Origin of the sequence: Natronosalvus halobius (assembly GCF_024138145.1) — an archaeon.
Taxonomy (GTDB): Archaea; Halobacteriota; Halobacteria; order Halobacteriales; family Natrialbaceae; genus Natronosalvus; species Natronosalvus halobius.
Window position 1 is genome coordinate 881,233 of sequence record NZ_CP099997.1, and the last position, 18,493, is coordinate 899,725.

The window sequence follows — 18,493 nt, forward strand, 5'->3', positions numbered from 1 at the left end:
CTCGAGTTACGCCGACTCGCTGATCGTTGCAGTCTCTTCGAACGCGGACCGGCAGGACGGACAGCAGAAGAGGTAGCGATCGTCGTCGATGGTGATCGAGACGCCGTCGTCCGTCACCCGATTCGAACACTCGTCGCACGTGAAAGCGAGATCGGACGAGGCGATCGATGGGGACCAGTGGCGGTCCTCGAGCAGGTGAACCCGGTAGCTGTCGAGAGACTCGAGGTCGACTGCGTCGGCGAGTACCGCTCGTATTCGTGCCTGCGAGACGGTAGCGGTCGCGAGCACTCGGCCGTCTGCCGTCACGAAGACGTGTTCGATCGCCTCGAGCGAGGCCAGGCGGTCGGCGATCCGATCGTCTGCGTCCGGCGAGAGCGTGCAGTCGATCAGTACTTCGGTTCCGGCAGAGACGGTCGATCGGTCGACGGCGACGGTGAAGCCATCTATCACGCCGATATCGACGAGCCGGTCGACTCGGTTGGACACAGTCGGCGCGGAGACGTCGACCCGCTCGGCGATTTCACTGTAGGGCTGGCGGGCATCCGCGACGAGGTGGTGGAGGATCTCGATATCAATTTTGTCCAGTGATCGCATATTAATAAATCGTATTGGCGCATATTAAAATTTTTTATTCTATAAAAGTGCCATATTCATCTATGCAGAAACGAAGGGTCGGACTCAGGCGAAGACAGCGTCTTCTCGTGACTCGAGGACGCTCTTTCGATCGTTCGAGGAGAGGTCGTCGACGATAGAAGTGATCGCAAAAATACGGTAGATGGCGTATTTCTCCCGGTCATTGGCAGTATCGAGGAATCGATGCAGTTCGTCGGTGTCGAGTCCGACGTCCACTTCTTCAATTCGGTCGACCTGGTGGCGTATACAGTCGATAGTGTCGGCGTCGATGTTCGAATCAGTCTCGAGGTCATTGACGGCTTTGATGATCGGCTTGAGCGTCTCCAGGACGGTAGGATATCGCGAGAGTACGTCGTCGAGGAGGGCCGCTGCGGCGTGGCGTCTCGAATTGACCGGCGCGCCGTAGACGGCGTGGGTTCGACTCGCCGCATTCGGCGACAGCGTCTCGAGGAACGAACGGTAGAGGTTGTACCGTCGTTTCTGTTCGGGTGGGCAGTTCATCGCGTAGCGGAAGAACGGTAGCGAGTAGAACGGAGTATCACTCCAGAAGAACAGTCGATTTCGGTCTTCGCCCTCGAAGAGGAAGTTTGCGGCCCGTTCGTAGAGCAGGAAGTGGATGTAGAGGCCGTCGACAGTTGTTTCGGGGTAGGTGCGGACGTGGTCGCGAATGCTCCTTCTGATCGCGTCCTCGGAGACGCGAGTGACTCGGGACACCTGATCGATGTCCAGGATGGAGTTTTCCTCGACGATGTAGTCGACGAGGGTGCCTTTACGAACTGAACCCGTCGGGGTCAAGTCCGGGAGCACCTTGTCGCCGCCGTCACCCGTGATGTAGGCCATCGACGCCCCGTAGTCGGCTTCGAGATGGCGCAAGAAGGTGAGGACGAAGGACGTCATGAGGCCGATGTGGCCGTTTTTCGTCTTCACGAGCGTGTCGAGGTCGGCCCCACGAGGCTGGCCAACGTCGTACGTTCGCCAGTCGACTTCGAAGTCCGCGGCCAGTTCCTGGGCGATATCGACGTCCGAGACGGGGACGTACTGGGGAGACTCCATCGTTGCCGCCTCGACCGGACAACCCGCGGCGTGGTAGCCAGCGAGTACCGACCGCGAGTCGAGGCCGCCGCTCAACGAGATGAGATCTGTGTCGAAGTGGCCCGCACGACGCTCACACGCCCGAACGAACCGTGTCGCTAGCTGAGTAGCGTTCTGTTCTCGACTTCGATGGGCGTGCGCCGGGTCGTCGAAGGAGAACGTGTACACCGACTGCATGCTCGTTTTGACGGTGTCTGTTCGAACGCGAACGAGCGACCCCGGCCGGAGTCGACGCACGTTCTCGACGAGCGTTCGGTCCCCCAGGGGATAGCCGAAGAGGAGACACTGCGCAGCCCCCAGGCGGTCGAACTCCACGTCGACGGACTCGAGGACGTATCGCAGTTCTCTCGAGAAGACCATGGACTCCTTGTCGGCATAGAAGTACGTGGGTAGCCGACCGAGAACGTCGTTGCAGAGTACTAGTTCGCCAGTTGTGGTGTCGAGGACGGTCAACACGAACGCGCCGTCGACCGACAGCAGCCAATCGCGAAGCTCTTTGAACTGGTCATCGGTACCGGCGGTGGCGTTCTCGTCTTCGAACAACAACGGCGCAACCCGCTCGAGTTCATCGCGACGATTCTCCTCGGGCACATCGTACAATTTCCCCTCGAATCGAATTCGATATCGACCGCGATCGAAGCTGTCGATGGGGTACTCGGGATACGCCGTGTGTCCTAATTGGACGACGCCCTCGTCGTAGGTAACGGTCGCCTCGAGCCGATCGGTGTGGCGGAGCGACTCCAGCGACGACGCGAACGGTTTCTCGTCTGAGCGCCCAATTCGGCCGGTGAGTCCTACCATAGGTCAGAAATCCAGACAACCACATATGGTTATTCGTTGGATGGAGACTGGTAGGCGTCCGTTACTGTCTTCGACCCTGTCGCATACCCGGTCGTCGACGCTCGAACGCATACCGTTAAGCGCCTCCTGGCGAATGCTCGATGCATGCAGGTAGACGATGCAGGCGGCGTCGTTCGGATCACGTTCGATCGACCCGACGTGCTCAACGCCTTCTCGACGGAGACGGCCGTAACGCTCGCCGAGGCGATAGCCGACGTATCACCGGCTGACCACCACGCCGTCGTCCTGACGGGCGAGGGAACGGCGTTCAGCGCCGGTGGCGACATTCAGGCGATGGCCGAGCGGCGGGAGGGGCCACAGGAGGCGTTCGACCGAATCACCGAGACGTTCGGGCGGGTCGTCGAGGAGATGCTCGAGTGTCCGGTTCCGATCATCGCGAAGGTCAACGGCGACGCCGTCGGCGCCGGCCTAGCGATCGTCGCCCTCTCGGACTTCGCGTACGCCGCCCAGGACGCGACGTTCTCGTGTGCGTTCGTGCGCGTCGGACTGATTCCCGACACCGGTGGGACGTTTCTCCTGCCGAAACTCGTCGGGTTGCGTACGGCGAAGGAACTCGCGTTTACCGGAAAATTCTTCGACGCCGAGGAGGCCGCCGACCTCGACCTGATCAACGAATCGGTCGATTCCGACGACCTCGAGGAGCGCGTCCAGGAGACGGTCGATCGACTCGGCCGTCGACCGACTGAAACCATCGCGCTGATGAAACGAGCGATGCACGAAAACCTCGGTCGGCACTGGGGGGAGGCCCTCGAGTACGAGAACCTGTTACAGGTGCAAGCGTACACCTCTGATTCCCACGAAGAGGGCGTATCGGCGTTTCTCGAGGGGAGAGAGCCGGACTTCGACTGATCCCCTCGAGTGCCTGCAGCGGCAGGCAGCAGACCCTTTATCAATTTCGTGGACTGTTCGAGTGCAATGGCACACAACCTGACAGAGGACGACATCGGCAAGACAGTGGTCAACGCGAACGGCGAAACGATTGGCATGGTTTCCGCCATGCAACACGGCACGGCCCACGTTGAACCGGACCCGGGAATGACGGACACGATCAAGGCGAAACTCGGCTGGGGCGACACCAACGAGGACACCTACCCGCTCCAGGAGAACGCCATCGAGCGGGTCACTGACGACAAGATCCACCTCAGATCCGACCTCGGAAGCACGACTGGAACAGGAGGAACGGACCGAACGACCGACATCTAAACCGGTTCGAGGTGGTTTTCCGTTCGTTTTTCTCGTCGCCTCTAGCGTGTCAAGAGATAGCACGCGCATGCAAGGTCCACTTGCATCCGTGTGCCGCCCGTTGATTCGAGCGCTATGTCCGCACGATTTACGCCAGAGGACGTCGGCAAGCGCGTCATCAACGAGCACGGCGACGATGTCGGTATGGTCACGGACGTTGACGGCGCCACCGCCTACGTCGAACCCGATCCTGGGATCACCGACAGCATCAAGGCCGCCCTCAGCTGGGGGTCGCCGAGCGACGAGGCGATTACGCTCGAGGAGTCCGACGTCTCCGACGTGACCCACACGGAGGTTCACCTCCGAGGTCCGGGCGCGATGGGAGCCGAGGACGTGGACGACTCGAGCGGTCGCGAGATGGAGACGGGGTCGGGGATGGAGGCGGAGACGGGAGCGGAGATGGGGACCGAAGCCGACGCACGTCGCCTCGACGAACGAGAGCCGAAGACTGAGACCAGGACAGGAGTCGACGAACGGGAACCAAGCGAGGGGCCGGGGAGCCGAGAGACAGAACCGAACAGGTCGGAACCGGATCGAACCCGCGGTATCGACGAGGGTCACGGCCGAGTTAGCGACGAGGACACGGAGAAGTTGTTCGATCAGGATGAAGACCTGTTCGACGAAGGCGAAGGAGTCTTCGACGACGAGGAGTCCGCGGTCGAGGCCGACTCGAGGTCGAAGACGGCTGACCAGCACCACGGCGGCCTCGCGAGGGACCGCGACGACGAACCGAATCGTGAGCGAAGCGCAGACGGGCGAAGTGCAGACGAACGAAGCGCAGACGGGCGAAGTGCAGACGAACGAAGCGTAGACGGGCGAAACGCAGACGAACGAAGCGTGAACGATGCCGAGAGCGACAGCGCCAGAAAACGGAAGGCAGAGGAGATGGATGGAGTTTCAGATTCCGAGGGTGACCTCAGCGAGGAAGACGGTGACCGTCGACATCGTGGGAAGCGACGGAGCGCCGAGGACGAGGACGACGAGCGAATCATCTGAGACGTGGAGACCTGAGACCTGATGCCTTCGATCAGAGGCATGAGACCTGAGACCAGAGGCTGAGACCTGAGATCAGAGGCATGAGGCCCAATATTTGAGATCTGAGACCAAGTCCGACCGAACGAGTCGGAAGCGGCGCGGTCTCCGGTCACTCACGCCCGGAAAACGCCGCCAGACTCGATTGCACGCCGGCCGCGAGCTCCGACTTGCGTCGTAACCGGTCGAAGGAGACCGGCAACTGCTGAGCGACCGTCGCAACGGCATCGTGGAACGTCTCGGCAGTACCGTACTCGCCGGCGAGGCCCGCTCGGTTGCCGTCCTGGAGACCGTTTGCGGCTCCCGGCGCGCTCTCGAACGCGTTCCGAACGCTCTCTCTGACCTGCCAGACCCCCACCGGCGCCCAGTAGTCGTCGCTCACCTCCCGAAGCACCAGACACTTCGCCTGGCGACCGATCGACTCGAGGTGCTCGAGGACGCCGAGTCGGGCGGCGTAGTAGGCCCCTGCCGTCTCCTCGACGTAACTCGATCGGCCCTGGTACCCCTCCGAGGCGCTGGCCATCCAGATTCCTGCCCCTGGGTCGGGGTTCCAGATGCTGCCCGGCGCCTTCATCTCGACGAGTTCGAACTCCCAGGTGCCGGGGGCGAGGATCACCCAGTAGCGGTTGCCGACGTACTCGTTGGCCCAGACCTGGACATCGTCGATACTCGGGGCGTTCCGAATCCGGCCACGGAGGTACTGGCCGACGGTGTCGTCGACGGCGGTAATCGACCAGCGGGTCGGGACGAGTCGCCGCTGGGCGGCCTCGCCGAGGGCGCCAGCCGAGAGGATCGAGTTGATCTCGTAGACATCGAACCCGCGCCGGTAGAGGTAGGTCATCGCCCCCTGGGCCTGCCAGTCGTCGTCCTCGAGCGTCTTCTTAACTGGTCGAGGAACGTGCGGGTTCTCGGTTAAGTCGGCCGAGCGCGCCGCCGCCCTGGGGCCTCGCGGGGTCGCCACGTCGGTGCCCGCGTCGAGGCCCAGGTCGGGTTTGCCCTCGAGACCGATCTCGAGGTCCACCGGTCGGTCCGCGATTGCCACCTCGCGCTGGACGCCGACGAAGCCGTCCCAGACGTCCTGGACGGAGGGGGCGAGTCGGCTGGCGATGCCCGGCGCGTCGACGTTGGCGCGCTTGTTCGAGTTGAGCAGGCCGGTCCGGCGCTGGAGCACGTCGTCGATTCCGTACCCCTGCTGGTACCAGTTCCCGTCCGTGACGTAGGACTCGGCGTCGTCCTCGTCGCCGACCGGCGAGAGCACGCCGACGGGGATGTCGGGGTAGTTCGACCGCCCGACGAAGATGGAGGGCGCTGTGGAGCCGACGAGGGTGTCGCCCGAGAGCGCCCGCTCGAAGTTGCGCTCGAAGTCCTCGAGGTGGTCCGTGATGGCGTAGGACTTCTCCTTCGCGAGGCGCCGACGCTCGGCCTCCTCGTCGGGTTCTAACTCCTCGATGTAGTCGTCGAGGCGCATTCACTCGAGGTAGGGGCGGCGAGGGTTTGAATGTTCGTCTCGAGGTCCCGAGTGGCGTGGTATCTCCCTCGGGGTATCTCCCTCGGGGCATCTCCCTCGGGGCATCTCCCTCGACGAACGGTCGTCGAACTCCCACGCGGGATTGATTTATCAGGTGGAATCACATACGTCGTCGTAGTGGCGTCGATCCTCCCCGTCATCGTCGGCATCCTCGTCCTCGGACTGGGCGCACAGTTGCTGTCCAATCGCCTCCGCATCCCGAGCGTCCTGTTTCTCATCCTCATTGGCCTGCTGGTCGGTCCCGAAGGGCTTGGGTTCGTCTCGATCGATACCTTTGGCGCCGGCCTCTCCACCGTCGTCGGCCTGAGCGTTGCCATCATCATCTTCGACGGGGCCTTTCACCTTCGCCGGGAAAAGCTCGAGTTGGCCCCGCGAGCGATCATCCGATTGACGACGCTCGGTGCGGCCGTCGCCCTCGGCGGAACCGCGCTCGCCGTCCGGTACTTTCTGCACACCGACTGGGGGATCGCCTTCCTGATCAGCGCCCTGCTGGTGGCGACCGGCCCGACCGTGGTGACGCCCATCCTCGAAGTGATCACCGTCCGCGAGCACGTCGAGGCCGCTCTCGAGGCCGAGGGAATCGTCAACGACGTGACGGCCGCGCTCCTGGCCATCGTCATCTTCGAGACGGTCGTCGTCGGGGACGAGCGCTCGCACGTGCCGGTGTACTTCCTCCAGCGCTACACGGTCGGTATCGGCGTGGGAATCGTCGTCGCCATCGTCGTCTACGCCCTGCTGACGCGGGTCAAACAGCCCGCGGGCGACGCTCCACAGACCGCCCGTCTCGTCGTACTGATCGGCGCGTTAGCCGCCTTCGGACTCGCGGATTCGATCTTCGCCGAGACGGGCGTGGCCGCGGCCGGGACGGCCGGGTTCGTCCTGGGCAACCTGGATCTGCCACACCGCGAGGAAATCGAGGGGTTCAACCGCGACCTGACGCTGCTCGTACTCTCGTTCGTCTTCATCTCGCTGGCCGCGCTCATCGACGTGGAGGCGCTCCTCGGCCTCGGGTTCGGCGGCATCGCGGTCGTCGTCGCCGTCACGCTGATCGTCCGTCCGCTGATCGTCGCTGCGGCGACCACCCACTGGCGATTTAGCGCGGGCGAACGGTACTTCTTGAGCCTGGTCGGCCCGCGAGGGATCATCCCCGCCTCCATCGCCACGCTGTTCGCCATCGAACTCGAGACGGCCGGAAACGCCGTGGCCGCACAGACCCTCGCCGGCACCGTCTTTCTCGTCATCTTCATCACGGTCGTGCTACAGGCGGGGCTCGCCCGCCAGCTCGCGGAATACTTCGAAATCGAACCAATGCGCACCATCATCGTCGGCGGCGGTCGGGTCGGCCGAACGCTCGCCACGCGACTGGAGAACCGTGGAGAGAACGTCATCCTCGTCGACAGCGACTCGGCGACCGTCGAACGACTCCGTCAGGAGGGGTTCTCGACCCACCACGGCGACGGCACCTCGACCGAGACGCTCCAGGAGGTCGGCATCGACAACGCGAAACTGGTCGTCGCCACGACCGCCGACGACGACACCAACCTGCTGGTCTCTCAGCTCGCCTCCACGCGCTTCGACGTCGAACGCGTCCTCGCCCGGGTGAACACGCCGGAGAACGTCGACGCGTTCGAAACACTCGACGTCGACGCCATCGACGTCTCGAGCGCGACGGCCTGGACCATCGACAACGAGATCGAACGCCCGGCGCTGGCTCACTGGATGAACGAACTCGGCGAGGGCCACGACGCCCAGGAGATCGTCGTCACCGCGGCCGAACTGGACGGAGCGACCATCCGCGACCTCGATTCGGAGATTCCCGACGGCTGCATCGTCGCCGTGATCGCCAGAAACGGGGAGACGCACGTCCCCGAAGCCGACACCGTCCTCGAAGCGGGCGATCGGGTCACGTTCATCGGCCGCGAAGACGCCGTTCGGACGGCCGTCAAGCGGTTTCACCCGCGCGACTGAGTCGGGTTGTCACGCTCGAGCGGCAGGTCCGAGTCAGAACGCTCTCGAGCGGATGTTCTGAGCCAGAAAAACCGGGGCGCTTTTGATAGCTGTGTGGGAACGACGTATCAAACGTGAGTGAGGACGCCGATCCCCCCGAACTACTGGCCCTCCTCGACGACGAGTACGCCCGCGCGATCCTCACCGAAACCAGCGCCGAACCCATGTCCGCCAGCACCCTGAGCGACCGCTGTGACGCGTCGCTCCCGACGATCTACCGTCGCCTCGAGCGACTCCGGGAGTGTGACCTGATCAGCGAACAGACCGAACTCGCACCGGACGGCAACCACTACAGCGTCTACGCGGCCCGCCTCGAGCGACTCGAGGTGACCCTCGAGGACGGTGACCTGTCCCTCGAAATCACCCGGAAAGACGAAGACGTCGCCGACAAGTTTACCCGAATGTGGGAGGGGTTGCAATGACCCGGGGCGTCGTCCGCCTCGATCAGGCGTCGACGTTCGAGTTGCTGACGGTCGCGAGTCTGCTCCTCGTCGCGCTCGTGGGGACGGTCCTTGCCGTGCAGGCCTATCGTGGGTACCGGCGAAACGACAGCCGAGCGATGAAGTATCTCGCCATCGGCTTGCTGTTGCTGACGCTCGGTCCATTCGTGATCAACGTCTCGGTGACGACGCTCACCACGGTCGACCAGGCGACGACGGTCTTCCTCGAGAACGTGAGTCGATTGCTCGGACTGCTGGCGATCACGTACTCGCTGTACGGAACGAAGTAGAGGCCAAGGGGTAGGAGGTAGGGTGTCGCGGGGGCGTCGGCGGCTGGTAACGAGAGGTCAGGAGAACGACGTGTAGGCGGCGCCGATGACCGACGCGGTTCATTACAACCGATTTTCGAGAGTCCAGGACCGATTGTGCGAAAGTCGGGGGAGGTATACTCCGAGTATACCACTCGGTGGCAACTAGACCGTACATCAAGGACACGATGGTTCTTAAAGAGTCCCCGGTCTTTTCTCTTCGTGAAGTCGCTCGTCCGAATTGATTATACGTCGGTCTCAACGGATAGTTGCAGGCCGTAACCGGCGTGCTGGGCGGAGTCGGCCCTCCACTGCATCCATCAAGCCGAACGTGCCTCTGACACCACGTTCGTCACGTCACTCCGACCCATCGACGCCCGAGGTGTACGCACACACTCGACGGCTATCCTGCATCCACCCCCATTGATATTTTCCCCAACATAGAAATACTTAGATAAGCGTGTACGCGTAAGAACGAGTATGGGGTGGACTCACGACGGACTAGTTCTCGCAGCGATCACACTCGTGGTCATCTGTGCCGGATGCACGGTGGCAATTTCGGGGGAGACGCAACCGGATGGGGAAATGCTTCTCCAGGAGGCGGTGACGGCCGACGGCGTACCGCCGCTGACTGGGGAGCGAGCGGTTACGTTCACTGACAGTACAGGAACGTACGAGACTACAGAACGCGTCTGGGAACGCCCGCCGTCGAAGATGCGATCGGACGTGATCGATTCGGTCGGCTTCGAGGAGAGCCACGAGGGAGGGATCGTCGTTCGAAACGGTTCGACACTCTGGCTGGCTGACGGTGAGACCGACGACGTGACGGTTTACGATCTCGAAGCGGAGTCCGAGACCGAGACTGAATCCGATGACGAGGCGCGATTCCTCGGGGAGCACCTCGACCAGTACGATATCAGCTACGAGGGGACCGAGACGGTCGCGAACCGAACGACCCACGTCGTCTCGGTCGAGCCAAAGGAGACGACAGTCGACCGTGGCATCGGCGTACTGGTCGGCGACACTCGCTACGTCTACCCGCTCGAGACGAGTGCGTACGAGGAGACTGACTTCGAGGTCGGGACGTTCTGGATCGACGACGAACACGGGTATCCGCTCGCAATGCAGGGAACGTACACGGACGTCGACGGCACCGAACTCGAGGTCACCAGCGCGTTCGAGACCGTCACGTTCGGAGCGGACCTCGAGGCCGGGTTGTTCGATCTGCCAGCGGAGAACGACACGGACGACGAGCGATCCGTCGAAGAGCCGGAATTCGAACAACACGGGTTTGCGGACCGCTCGGAAGCGAACGAGTACCTGCGATTTGAGGTTCCGAACGCGACGTTCCCCGCGGAGTACGAACGACAGTCCGTGTCCGCCGACCAGTGGAACGGCGTCCAGACCTACCACGAGGAGTACCGTGTTGGTGAGGACCTCCTCTGGTTTAGCGTCTCGGAGGGCGATCTCCGCGGCGACGATCCCGACCGCGAGGGCATCGGTGAACTCGAGGCGACCGTCTCGACCTTCAACGGGACGACCCTCGTCACGTGGGACTGTGGCGAGTTGACCTACCAGGTGAGCAGTTCGATCGGCGAAGCGACGCTACTCGAACGGGCCGAGGAAATCGGCTGTCAGTGACGCCGTTCACGCGAACGAATAGCACACAGACCGGCCACTCTCGAGCCTTTTGCCGACGGAAAACGGACGGCTAACCGGCGTTAGCCGTGGATGCCCATCGCTTCGATCTGTTCTTGATACCGGTTCCGGATCGTGACTTCGGTCACCTGCGCGACGTCAGCGACCTCTCGCTGAGTCTTCTTCTCGTTGCACAGCAGCGAGGCCGCGTAGATGGCCGCGGCGGCGTACCCGGTTGGTGATTTTCCGGAGAGGAGCCCTTCCTCGGCCGTCTTCTCGATGATTTCGTTGGCCTTGGACTGGACCTCTTCGGAGAGTTCGAGTTCGGAGCAAAAGCGAGGGACGTACTTTTTCGGGTCGACCGGTTTCATCTCGAGGCCGAGTTCCTGTGAGATGTATCGATAGGTGCGACCGATTTCTTTGCGTTCGACGCGGGATACCTCGGAGATTTCTTCGAGGCTGCGCGGAATGCCTTCCTTTCGGCAGGCGGCGTACAGTGCGGACGTAGCGACGCCCTCGATCGATCGTCCGCGGATCAGGTCCTCCTTGAGCGCGCGTCGGTAGATGACCGACGCGACCTCACGAACCGATCGCGGAACGCCGAGTGCCGAGGCCATGCGATCGATCTCGGAGAGGGCGAACTGCAGGTTGCGTTCGCCGGCGTCTTTCGTCCGGATGCGTTCTTGCCACTTGCGCAGTCGATGCATCTGACTGCGCTTTTTCGAGGAAATGGATCGACCGTAGGCGTCTTTGTCCTTCCAGTCGATCGTCGTCGTGAGTCCCTTGTCGTGCATCGTCTGCGTCGTCGGCGCTCCGACGCGGGACTTGTTCTGTCGTTCCTGGTGGTTGAACGCCCGCCATTCCGGGCCGGGGTCGATCTGTTCTTCCTCCACGACGAGCCCACAGTCTTCACAGATGAGCTCACCCCGGTCGGAATCCTTGACGAGATTATCCGAGTTGCACTCGGGGCACGCACGTACCCCCTCTTGGTCCTCGGTCTCGTCCGTCTCGCGCATTCGCTCCCGCTGGCGGGTGGACCGTGTCATCGCACTTTTATAGTAGTAGCACGGTATTATATAAACCTTTGGTCAGTCTATTCGTCCCAGGGATCGAATCAACCGAATTCGACGGACTCGGACGTGTTTACGCCCGGTTTTCGGAGTGAAACCACAACAGTTTTAGCCGGTGTACGGCGACAATTCCGCGTATGCCGGTCATCGAGTGCGACGTCGAAGACGCCCGCGAACGTCTCCAGGACGCGGGTGTGATGGTCGAGTCGGGAAATACCGATCACGAGCGCTGGCGGGCGTCTCACGGGGATGCGACGGCCGTCGCCTACGAGAACAAGGTCGTCATACAGGGAGGTAGGCCTCGCGACCTCGAGGCACTCCTGCGCGATGGCGGCGGTCGCGCGCACGTCTACTTCGACGGTGGCGCGCGCGGCAACCCTGGGCCCGCCGGGATCGGCTGGGTGATCGTCACGAGCGAGGGCATCGTCGCGGACGGGAGCGAAACGATCGGTCGTGCGACGAACAACCAGGCCGAGTACGAGGCCCTGATCGCGGCGCTCGAGGGGGCCCGTGACTACGGCTACGACGAGGTTCACGTGCGCGGCGACTCCGAACTCATCGTCAAGCAGGTCCGCGGTGAGTACAACACCAATAATCCCGAATTGCGAGAAAAGCGGGTGACCGTCCACGAACTCCTTCGCGAGTTCGACGAGTGGACGCTCGAGCACGTTCCCCGTGAGGTCAACGACCGAGCGGACGCGCTGGCGAACGAGGCGATGGACCAGTCTCAGTGAGGGGCGCGAGACCGGTTCGGCTTCCGGCTCTCGCTGGTCGGGAACGTCGACCGTCTCTCGTTACAGGAAATCGATGTCCACCCCGTTCTCGCCCGTACCGACGTCGATGGCACCGTTTCGGTAGATGGTGATACGGTGGCCCAGAAGTCCAAGCGAAAAGACGACGTCGTCCGATCCGCCATCGGTCCTGACCGGATCGTCGACGGCGAACACGACCGACTCGAGCGACGGCGATCCATCGGTGATGAGATCGAGCGTCTCCATCGGCACGTCTACAATTGCTCCTTCGACAGAGAAAGCTATCGCTCCAGGCGACGCGTCGGTCGACTCGGTGCCGTCGCCTGACGAAGCGGAGACCGTGTCCATCCCCGGCGAAAGATCGTCCGTATTGGGCGTTTCGACGCCGACGTCCACCGTTTCGAGCCGAAGCGAGGCCTCCTTCTCGAGATCGGTCCTGACGGTGCGTGACTCGTCGACCGAAATATCGACGCGTACCGGTTTCAGGGAGGCTCCCTCGAATTCGCCCAGTAACTCTCTGGTCACCGTAATCACCCCCTCGGCCGCGAATGCGACCCGATTCGGCGGTCGACACTCGATGCGTTCGTCGGTCAATCGAACGGTTCGGTTTTCGCCGATGTCAACGTGAACACTCATTGTCGTTCCACTCACTCGTACGTTCGCTCGCTGCATGTGAAACGGTGTCGTAACGATTTGAGACAGGTTCACTGTCGAGTAATACGCGCCGAAGAGACCGTTCTCGAACGTCGACCGCCGGGTACTGGAATGGTCGTCGACGTGGGACAACTCCCGTCCGTCCGACGTCGGCGTGCCACCCGTTCCTCGTTGGTACCCGATTCGGGCCGAACGCGTATCGGCTCCGGCATCGTGGCGTCGACGCGAGCAGAAACAGCACGCACAATAGCTTCGAGCCCTACCGTTCGAGACGAATGACCGGCCACGACGCATTCGAGTCCGAACCGCGGGAGAACGACGCCGACGGTGCGTCCGACGCAGCACACGACCTGCCCGCCGACGTCGTCGACGAGGCCGAGCGCCTCCGACGTTTCGAGCGAAACGCCGTCGACGAAGGGGAACGCGAGGCCTACGCCGATCGCCGGGAACGGTTGCTCGACGAACACGAGTATACGGACCACGTCCGCTCGGACGACGGCGACGAGGTGCTCGTCTTACATCCCGAGGAGTGGCACGACCAGGAGGCCGGGGTCATCAGAACGGACCGCATCGAGGACCTCACGCGCGCGGTCGAAATTCCACTCGACGGGCCGGGCGATCCCGAGGACTGGGAGACCGTCGACGAACGAAACCGGTCGCTCGCGGCCGAGGTTCGCGACGTTCACGGCGACGTTCACGGTGACACCGCCGAGGCGCTCGCGGACTTCATGGGAAACCACTACGCGAAACCGATCACGTCCGCCTCGAGCGACGAACTCGCGGAGTTCCGGTCAGAGTACTTCGTTCGCAACGCCTGGCCCTCCGAGGAGCAACGCGACGCGATAGATGACTCTCTCGAGCGTATCTACGAGACGGCCGAAAAACCGGTGCCCGAATTCCGGTCGGAACCGTCTCAGTGATGTCAGAACGGGTTTTCAGTAGCTGCTGTCGATGATCTCGCCGATCTCGTCGGCGCGGTCGTCGCCCGTGACGACCTTCGAAAGCGACCACTCGAGACCGTCGAGGACGGCCTCGTAGCCGTCGTCGGTCAGTTCGTACTGGTTGGTCCGCTTGTCGAGTTCGCTCTTTTCGACCAGGCCGAGGTCGACGAGTTCGTCGAGGTTGGGGTAGAGTCGACCGTGGTTGACTTCCGTCCCGTAGTAGTCCTCGAGCTCGCGCTTGATGGCCAGGCCGTACATCGGCTCCTTCGCCAGGATGACCAAAATGTTCCGCTGGAACGCTGTAAGTTCGCGTGCGATACTCTGCTCGCCGGTGATTGCTTGTGCCTCTGACATGGATGTGCAAATGTCACCAAGATATTTAAGAGTTACCAACTATTCAATTTGCGCCAGTGCGCAGTAACAGGTGCTACACGGGGCAGACGGCCCGTATGCGGGCGAATTTCGGTTCGTTGGACTCCCACGTGAAACACCAGCACGTCGTGGCTCCACGGGATTACGAAAGTACTTTTTGATCGACCGCGGACCTGCCTGTATGGTCAATCTCTGGGAAGACCTCGAGACCGGACCGAACGCACCGGAAACGATCTACGCCGTCGTCGAGTGTCTCAAGGGCGAGCGAAACAAGTACGAGTACGACAAGGACGTGCCGGGCGTCGTCCTGGACCGTGTACTTCACTCGAACGTCCACTATCCCTCAGACTACGGGTTCATCCCGCAGAGTTACTACGACGACGAGGATCCCTTCGACGTGCTCGTGCTCGTCGAGGACCAGACGTTCCCCGGCTGTGTCATCGAGGCTCGTCCCGTCGCACTCATGAAGATGGACGACGACGGTGAACAGGACGACAAGGTCGTTGCCGTCCCCGAAGAGGACCCCCGGTACGATCACATTCAGGACCTCGAAGACATCCCGCAACAGCAGCGCGACGAGATAGACGAGTTCTTCTCGACGTACAAGAACCTCGAGGAGGGCAAGGAGGTCGAGACGCAGGGCTGGGAGGACAAGCAGGCTGCCCACGACGCGATCGAGCACGCCCAGGACCTCTACGAGGAGCACTTCGGGTAACGTACCCCATCCGTATTGCGGCGGTTCGTCGAGTGATACTCGAGAGTTATCGACACCGTCCGAACAATGCATTATGAGCATGGGTAATTTTATGGGCGTCGTTGGCGTAGCTAGCATCGAGATGGCGACCAACCAGCACCCGACTCACGACGCGGCGTCGGCGGACGACTCGACGGATGGGGCCGGAATGGCCCACCTGACGGTCGTGCCAACGAACTTCGATCCCGACGCGCCGAGTCAGCGTCGAGATTGAATCGGCTGCAGTGGCGTCGATCGCTCTCGGTAGTACGTGTGGCTCGATCGTTGTTGGCGAGACGCGGGGCTCTATCGTTCTCGAAAACAGTGTCTCGAGACGAACCTTCTTGTAGCCGGTCGGACTACGGACCCCCATGGGTCTGTTCGACCGATTGCGCGGCGATGAAAACCCGCGCGTCGCGTTTATCGGTATCGACGGTGTGCCGTACAGTCTGTTGACGAACAACCGCGATCGATTCCCCAACTTCGCCGCGCTCGCCGACGAGGGGACCGCGAGCGAGATCTCCAGCATCGTCCCTCCCGAATCGAGTGCCTGCTGGCCGGCGCTCACGACCGGCGTCAACCCTGGCGAGACCGGCGTCTACGGCTTCCAGGACCGGGAGGTCGGCACCTACGAGACGTACGTTCCGATGGGGCGGGAGGTACAGGCGACTCGCCTCTGGGACCGCGTAACGGAGGCGGGTCGTAAGGCGACCGTGCTCAACGTTCCCGTCACGTTCCCACCACAGCGAGACGTCCAGCGCATGGTTTCGGGATTTCTCTCCCCCGACCTCGAGAAGGCGGCCTTTCCCGACGACGTTCGCGATTACCTCGAGTCGATCGACTACCGCATCGACGTCAACCCGAAACTCGGCCACGAACCGGACAAGACCGACTTCATCCAGGACGCCCACGAGACGCTCGACGCCCGCTTCGAGGCGTTCCGACACTACCTCGAAACGGACGACTGGGACCTCTTCTTCGGCGTCTTCATGACCACCGACCGAGTGAACCACTTCCTGTTCAAGGACTACGAGCGCGACGGCGAGTACAGGGAGGAGTTCCTCGAGTTCTACGAGAAACTCGACGATTACATCGGGCGCATTCGCGGCCTCCTACCGGACGACGTGACGCTGATCGTCGCCTCCGATCACGGCTTCACCAGCCTCGACTACGAGGTCCACTTCAACGAGTGGCTCCGCGAGGAGGGATGGCTCTCCTTCGACACCGACAGCCCGGATGAACTGGGCGACATCGCCGACGAAACGCGCGCGTACTCGTTCATCCCCGGCCGGTTCTACCTCAATCTCGAGGGCCGGGAACCACGCGGATCGGTCCCACAAGAGGACTACGACGCGGTTCGTGACGAACTGAAGGCCATGCTCGAGGACCTCGAGGGTCCCGACGGTCGGAACGTGGTCGACCGCGTCGTCGAGAAGGAGACGGCGTTCCGTGGCGACCACGACGACATCGCACCGGACCTCGTGGCGATTCCGGCCAAGGGCTTCGACCTCAAGTCGGGGTTCAAAGCCGACAACGACATTTTCACCACGGGCCCGCGTAACGGGATGCACAGCTTCGACGATACCAGCCTCTTCATCGACGACCCCGAGGCCACCATCGAGGACGCCGACCTGTACGACGTCGCCCCGACGATTCTCGAGTTGCTCGAAGTCGACGTCAAGCGGTCGGCCTTCGACGGTGCAAGCCTGATCTGACGACGCGGTTTCGAATCCGTTTTTACGCCGCTCGCGTTCACTCGAGTATGCGCGACACAGGCGACGCCGAATCCGAACCTGCACTCGACGGCGACTCGAGCACCCTGACGGAGGTCGTCCACGCCCGCGGCCACGAGCACGTCTCTGGCAGACACGCGAGCACCTTCGAAATCACGACCGACGACTACCTCACGCCGGCTGGGGACTGCATCCTCGCCATCGACGCCGACCGCGCACCCGCCGACTTCGATCCGGACTTCGTCGAGGCCTGTCGGGACGCCGACGCGGTAGTCACCGTCACCATCGAGGCCGACGGGCACGCCGACAGCGTGACGGGGCGAGGGGACCCCGACCTCGAGTTCGCCAGCGAGCGCAGTGCCGTCGGACGAACCAGCGAGTACGTCGACGAGCGGACGGTCATGCTCGAGGCCGACGTCGCCGCCGAGGGATTCGACCGCGACCTGGTGGCCGCACTCGCCGAAGGTGCTGACGCCCGGGTGACATTTACCGTCTCGTCCCCCGAGTGATCGACGGGAGCGAGATTAATCGGTGCGCCGTCCGTCGGCCGCCGAATCCTCGAGACCCGTCCGTTCCTCGCTCGCTGTTGCCGTTTCGAGTATCGAGCACATCACGGCGATTGTGATGACGAATATCTGTGATTTATTGAGACAGATCCCAGTATTCCGGCACTGGTACACCCCTCCCTCGAACGGAGTCGCGACTGACGGTGCAGCGGACGACGACCTCTTCACGCGTGCTCGGCCGGCCTCACCGCATCCCGTCGGGGAGCTCCTGCGCCGGCGGCCGACCGATAGTACGACAGATCCCGTCCAGGAGCAACAGCAGACTTTCTTTGTGCCGAGGCTTGTTGTAGTGAATCGACGTCGGAGCGACCCCACACCGATCGTACTCCTCGAACGCGCTCGGCGGTACCGTCTCGTGTTTGGTTACGTCCTTGCGAAGTTCGACCGCGAGAGCGTGTAGATGGATGAGTTCCTGTTTGCGCATTCCATCGATTCCTCTCACGCAGACTCGTTTGGCTGGCCGATCTGTGGGTCCCCCTCGTAAATTCGAACGGTTCCGTCGGAACCGATGGTGATGGTGTAGCCCTCGTGTTCGAATTCGACACTGACCGTCGAATCGTGCGCGCTCGCGTGGCGGAGTAGCGTCACGACCGACTCCAGTTCGACGGATTCGTACAACGGTCCGACATCGGTTTCGGGCACCTCCTCCAGGGCCGCGATCGCCTGGACGAGTTCCCCCGTCAGCGCCTCCGTTTCGTCGTCCGTCGAGTCGAGTTCCACCTCTCCGTGGGGTGCGTGATCGAGTTGGCTGCTCATGTCTCTGGATATCGGGCCAACGAACACCTATGAAAGCGGTGTCCCTAAATGTCGAGGTATATCCGTCATTATCGTTAGGCGAAACAATTTCACCAGGAGAAACTGAATTATAGCCGCTGTAAACGGGTCGGAGAA

21 protein-coding genes are annotated in these 18,493 nt (G+C 62.4%); 13 read left to right on the forward strand and 8 right to left on the reverse strand.

Annotation, left to right across the window (positions count from 1 at the left end; translation table 11 throughout):
* Positions 1 to 6 precede the first annotated feature (6 nt).
* Together NGM15_RS04170 and NGM15_RS04175 are read right to left on the reverse strand one after the other, a co-directional pair.
* Positions 7 to 594 carry an AsnC family transcriptional regulator gene (locus tag NGM15_RS04170; protein ID WP_253435640.1) on the reverse strand — a complete coding sequence of 196 codons (588 nt, stop codon included), beginning with the start codon at positions 592 to 594 and terminating at the stop codon, positions 7 to 9.
* An 84-nt stretch (positions 595 to 678) separates the two neighbouring features.
* Entirely contained in the window at positions 679 to 2,526 is a 1,848-nt protein-coding gene (locus NGM15_RS04175; protein ID WP_253435641.1) for an asparagine synthase-related protein, read from the reverse strand.
* A gap of 144 nt (positions 2,527 to 2,670) precedes the next feature.
* Between NGM15_RS04175 and NGM15_RS04180 the strand changes: the two genes are divergently transcribed.
* The 3 genes from NGM15_RS04180 to NGM15_RS04190 all read left to right on the forward strand — a co-directional run bounded on the left by NGM15_RS04180 (position 2,671) and on the right by NGM15_RS04190 (position 4,824).
* Positions 2,671 to 3,435 (forward strand): enoyl-CoA hydratase/isomerase family protein, encoded by a 765-nt coding sequence (locus NGM15_RS04180; RefSeq protein ID WP_253435644.1) that lies wholly within the window; start codon positions 2,671 to 2,673, stop codon positions 3,433 to 3,435.
* A gap of 66 nt (positions 3,436 to 3,501) precedes the next feature.
* Positions 3,502 to 3,789, forward strand: a complete 288-nt coding sequence (locus NGM15_RS04185) for a hypothetical protein (RefSeq protein WP_311136457.1) — start codon at positions 3,502 to 3,504, stop codon at positions 3,787 to 3,789.
* 114 nt (positions 3,790 to 3,903) lie between these two features.
* Positions 3,904 to 4,824, forward strand: a complete 921-nt coding sequence (locus NGM15_RS04190; protein ID WP_253435647.1) for a hypothetical protein — start codon at positions 3,904 to 3,906, stop codon at positions 4,822 to 4,824.
* A 148-nt stretch (positions 4,825 to 4,972) separates the two neighbouring features.
* Here NGM15_RS04190 and nreA read toward each other — a convergent pair whose 3' ends face one another.
* The gene (nreA, locus tag NGM15_RS04195; RefSeq protein ID WP_253435650.1) at positions 4,973 to 6,328 is read right to left on the reverse strand and encodes a DNA repair protein NreA; all 1,356 of its coding nucleotides are present in this window, start codon (positions 6,326 to 6,328) and stop codon (positions 4,973 to 4,975) included.
* 177 nt (positions 6,329 to 6,505) lie between these two features.
* Between nreA and NGM15_RS04200 the strand changes: the two genes are divergently transcribed.
* From NGM15_RS04200 to NGM15_RS04215, 4 genes are all read left to right on the forward strand, one after another.
* Complete coding sequence (locus NGM15_RS04200; RefSeq protein ID WP_253435652.1) at positions 6,506 to 8,356, forward strand: cation:proton antiporter domain-containing protein; 1,851 nt, start codon at positions 6,506 to 6,508, stop codon at positions 8,354 to 8,356.
* Positions 8,357 to 8,469: 113 nt separating this feature from the next.
* Complete coding sequence (locus NGM15_RS04205; RefSeq protein ID WP_253435655.1) at positions 8,470 to 8,817, forward strand: winged helix-turn-helix domain-containing protein; 348 nt, start codon at positions 8,470 to 8,472, stop codon at positions 8,815 to 8,817.
* Positions 8,814 to 9,125, forward strand: a complete 312-nt coding sequence (locus NGM15_RS04210) for a DUF7521 family protein (RefSeq protein ID WP_253435658.1) — start codon at positions 8,814 to 8,816, stop codon at positions 9,123 to 9,125. The genes NGM15_RS04205 and NGM15_RS04210 overlap by 4 nt, the downstream gene beginning before the upstream one ends.
* A 498-nt stretch (positions 9,126 to 9,623) precedes the next feature.
* Positions 9,624 to 10,784, forward strand: coding sequence for a LolA family protein (locus tag NGM15_RS04215; protein WP_253435661.1), 1,161 nt, complete (start codon positions 9,624 to 9,626; stop codon positions 10,782 to 10,784).
* Between the two features lie 80 nt (positions 10,785 to 10,864).
* Here the strand turns inward: NGM15_RS04215 and NGM15_RS04220 are convergent, their stop codons facing one another.
* Positions 10,865 to 11,827 (reverse strand): transcription initiation factor IIB, encoded by a 963-nt coding sequence (locus NGM15_RS04220; RefSeq protein WP_253435664.1) that lies wholly within the window; start codon positions 11,825 to 11,827, stop codon positions 10,865 to 10,867.
* Positions 11,828 to 11,988: 161 nt separating this feature from the next.
* Between NGM15_RS04220 and rnhA the strand changes: the two genes are divergently transcribed.
* Entirely contained in the window at positions 11,989 to 12,585 is a 597-nt protein-coding gene (rnhA, locus tag NGM15_RS04225) for a ribonuclease HI (RefSeq protein WP_253435667.1), read from the forward strand.
* Between the two features lie 60 nt (positions 12,586 to 12,645).
* Here the strand turns inward: rnhA and NGM15_RS04230 are convergent, their stop codons facing one another.
* Positions 12,646 to 13,239 carry a hypothetical protein gene (locus tag NGM15_RS04230; protein ID WP_253435668.1) on the reverse strand — a complete coding sequence of 198 codons (594 nt, stop codon included), beginning with the start codon at positions 13,237 to 13,239 and terminating at the stop codon, positions 12,646 to 12,648.
* Between the two features lie 293 nt (positions 13,240 to 13,532).
* Between NGM15_RS04230 and NGM15_RS04235 the strand changes: the two genes are divergently transcribed.
* Complete coding sequence (locus tag NGM15_RS04235; protein ID WP_253435671.1) at positions 13,533 to 14,177, forward strand: DUF7108 family protein; 645 nt, start codon at positions 13,533 to 13,535, stop codon at positions 14,175 to 14,177.
* Positions 14,178 to 14,192: 15 nt separating this feature from the next.
* On the opposite strand, the gene NGM15_RS04240 is transcribed toward NGM15_RS04235, so the two are convergent.
* Positions 14,193 to 14,552 carry a PadR family transcriptional regulator gene (locus tag NGM15_RS04240; RefSeq protein ID WP_253435673.1) on the reverse strand — a complete coding sequence of 120 codons (360 nt, stop codon included), beginning with the start codon at positions 14,550 to 14,552 and terminating at the stop codon, positions 14,193 to 14,195.
* A 199-nt stretch (positions 14,553 to 14,751) separates the two neighbouring features.
* Here NGM15_RS04240 and NGM15_RS04245 point away from each other — a divergent pair, with 199 nt between their 5' ends.
* The 4 genes from NGM15_RS04245 to NGM15_RS04260 all read left to right on the forward strand — a co-directional run bounded on the left by NGM15_RS04245 (position 14,752) and on the right by NGM15_RS04260 (position 17,545).
* The gene (locus NGM15_RS04245) at positions 14,752 to 15,285 is read left to right on the forward strand and encodes an inorganic diphosphatase (RefSeq protein WP_253435676.1); all 534 of its coding nucleotides are present in this window, start codon (positions 14,752 to 14,754) and stop codon (positions 15,283 to 15,285) included.
* Positions 15,286 to 15,358: 73 nt separating this feature from the next.
* The gene (locus tag NGM15_RS04250; protein WP_253438281.1) at positions 15,359 to 15,538 is read left to right on the forward strand and encodes a hypothetical protein; all 180 of its coding nucleotides are present in this window, start codon (positions 15,359 to 15,361) and stop codon (positions 15,536 to 15,538) included.
* Positions 15,539 to 15,674: 136 nt separating this feature from the next.
* Entirely contained in the window at positions 15,675 to 17,018 is a 1,344-nt protein-coding gene (locus tag NGM15_RS04255) for an alkaline phosphatase family protein (protein ID WP_253435679.1), read from the forward strand.
* Positions 17,019 to 17,122: 104 nt separating this feature from the next.
* Positions 17,123 to 17,545 carry a DUF371 domain-containing protein gene (locus NGM15_RS04260; RefSeq protein ID WP_253438238.1) on the forward strand — a complete coding sequence of 141 codons (423 nt, stop codon included), beginning with the start codon at positions 17,123 to 17,125 and terminating at the stop codon, positions 17,543 to 17,545.
* 241 nt (positions 17,546 to 17,786) lie between these two features.
* Here NGM15_RS04260 and NGM15_RS04265 read toward each other — a convergent pair whose 3' ends face one another.
* Together NGM15_RS04265 and NGM15_RS04270 are read right to left on the reverse strand one after the other, a co-directional pair.
* The gene (locus NGM15_RS04265; RefSeq protein ID WP_253435682.1) at positions 17,787 to 18,044 is read right to left on the reverse strand and encodes a UPF0058 family protein; all 258 of its coding nucleotides are present in this window, start codon (positions 18,042 to 18,044) and stop codon (positions 17,787 to 17,789) included.
* A complete protein-coding gene (locus tag NGM15_RS04270; protein ID WP_253435718.1) occupies positions 18,041 to 18,358 on the reverse strand; it encodes a HalOD1 output domain-containing protein in 318 nt (105 codons plus the stop codon). Before NGM15_RS04270 ends, NGM15_RS04265 begins: the two co-directional genes overlap by 4 nt.
* Positions 18,359 to 18,493 lie beyond the last annotated feature (135 nt).

Coding starts and splice junctions, on each gene's coding strand:
- NGM15_RS04230 (WP_253435668.1), bottom strand. CDS start 13,239: ATGAGTGTTCACGTTGACATCGGCGAAAACCGAACCGTTCGATTGACC.
- NGM15_RS04185 (WP_311136457.1), top strand. CDS start 3,502: ATGGCACACAACCTGACAGAGGACGACATCGGCAAGACAGTGGTCAAC.
- NGM15_RS04175 (WP_253435641.1), bottom strand. CDS start 2,526: ATGGTAGGACTCACCGGCCGAATTGGGCGCTCAGACGAGAAACCGTTC.
- NGM15_RS04235 (WP_253435671.1), top strand. CDS start 13,533: ATGACCGGCCACGACGCATTCGAGTCCGAACCGCGGGAGAACGACGCC.
- NGM15_RS04210 (WP_253435658.1), top strand. CDS start 8,814: ATGACCCGGGGCGTCGTCCGCCTCGATCAGGCGTCGACGTTCGAGTTG.
- NGM15_RS04220 (WP_253435664.1), bottom strand. CDS start 11,827: ATGACACGGTCCACCCGCCAGCGGGAGCGAATGCGCGAGACGGACGAG.
- NGM15_RS04255 (WP_253435679.1), top strand. CDS start 15,675: ATGGGTCTGTTCGACCGATTGCGCGGCGATGAAAACCCGCGCGTCGCG.
- NGM15_RS04250 (WP_253438281.1), top strand. CDS start 15,359: ATGAGCATGGGTAATTTTATGGGCGTCGTTGGCGTAGCTAGCATCGAG.
- NGM15_RS04245 (WP_253435676.1), top strand. CDS start 14,752: ATGGTCAATCTCTGGGAAGACCTCGAGACCGGACCGAACGCACCGGAA.
- NGM15_RS04190 (WP_253435647.1), top strand. CDS start 3,904: ATGTCCGCACGATTTACGCCAGAGGACGTCGGCAAGCGCGTCATCAAC.
- NGM15_RS04270 (WP_253435718.1), bottom strand. CDS start 18,358: ATGAGCAGCCAACTCGATCACGCACCCCACGGAGAGGTGGAACTCGAC.
- NGM15_RS04240 (WP_253435673.1), bottom strand. CDS start 14,552: ATGTCAGAGGCACAAGCAATCACCGGCGAGCAGAGTATCGCACGCGAA.
- NGM15_RS04170 (WP_253435640.1), bottom strand. CDS start 594: ATGCGATCACTGGACAAAATTGATATCGAGATCCTCCACCACCTCGTC.
- rnhA (WP_253435667.1), top strand. CDS start 11,989: ATGCCGGTCATCGAGTGCGACGTCGAAGACGCCCGCGAACGTCTCCAG.
- nreA (WP_253435650.1), bottom strand. CDS start 6,328: ATGCGCCTCGACGACTACATCGAGGAGTTAGAACCCGACGAGGAGGCC.
- NGM15_RS04215 (WP_253435661.1), top strand. CDS start 9,624: ATGGGGTGGACTCACGACGGACTAGTTCTCGCAGCGATCACACTCGTG.
- NGM15_RS04180 (WP_253435644.1), top strand. CDS start 2,671: ATGCAGGTAGACGATGCAGGCGGCGTCGTTCGGATCACGTTCGATCGA.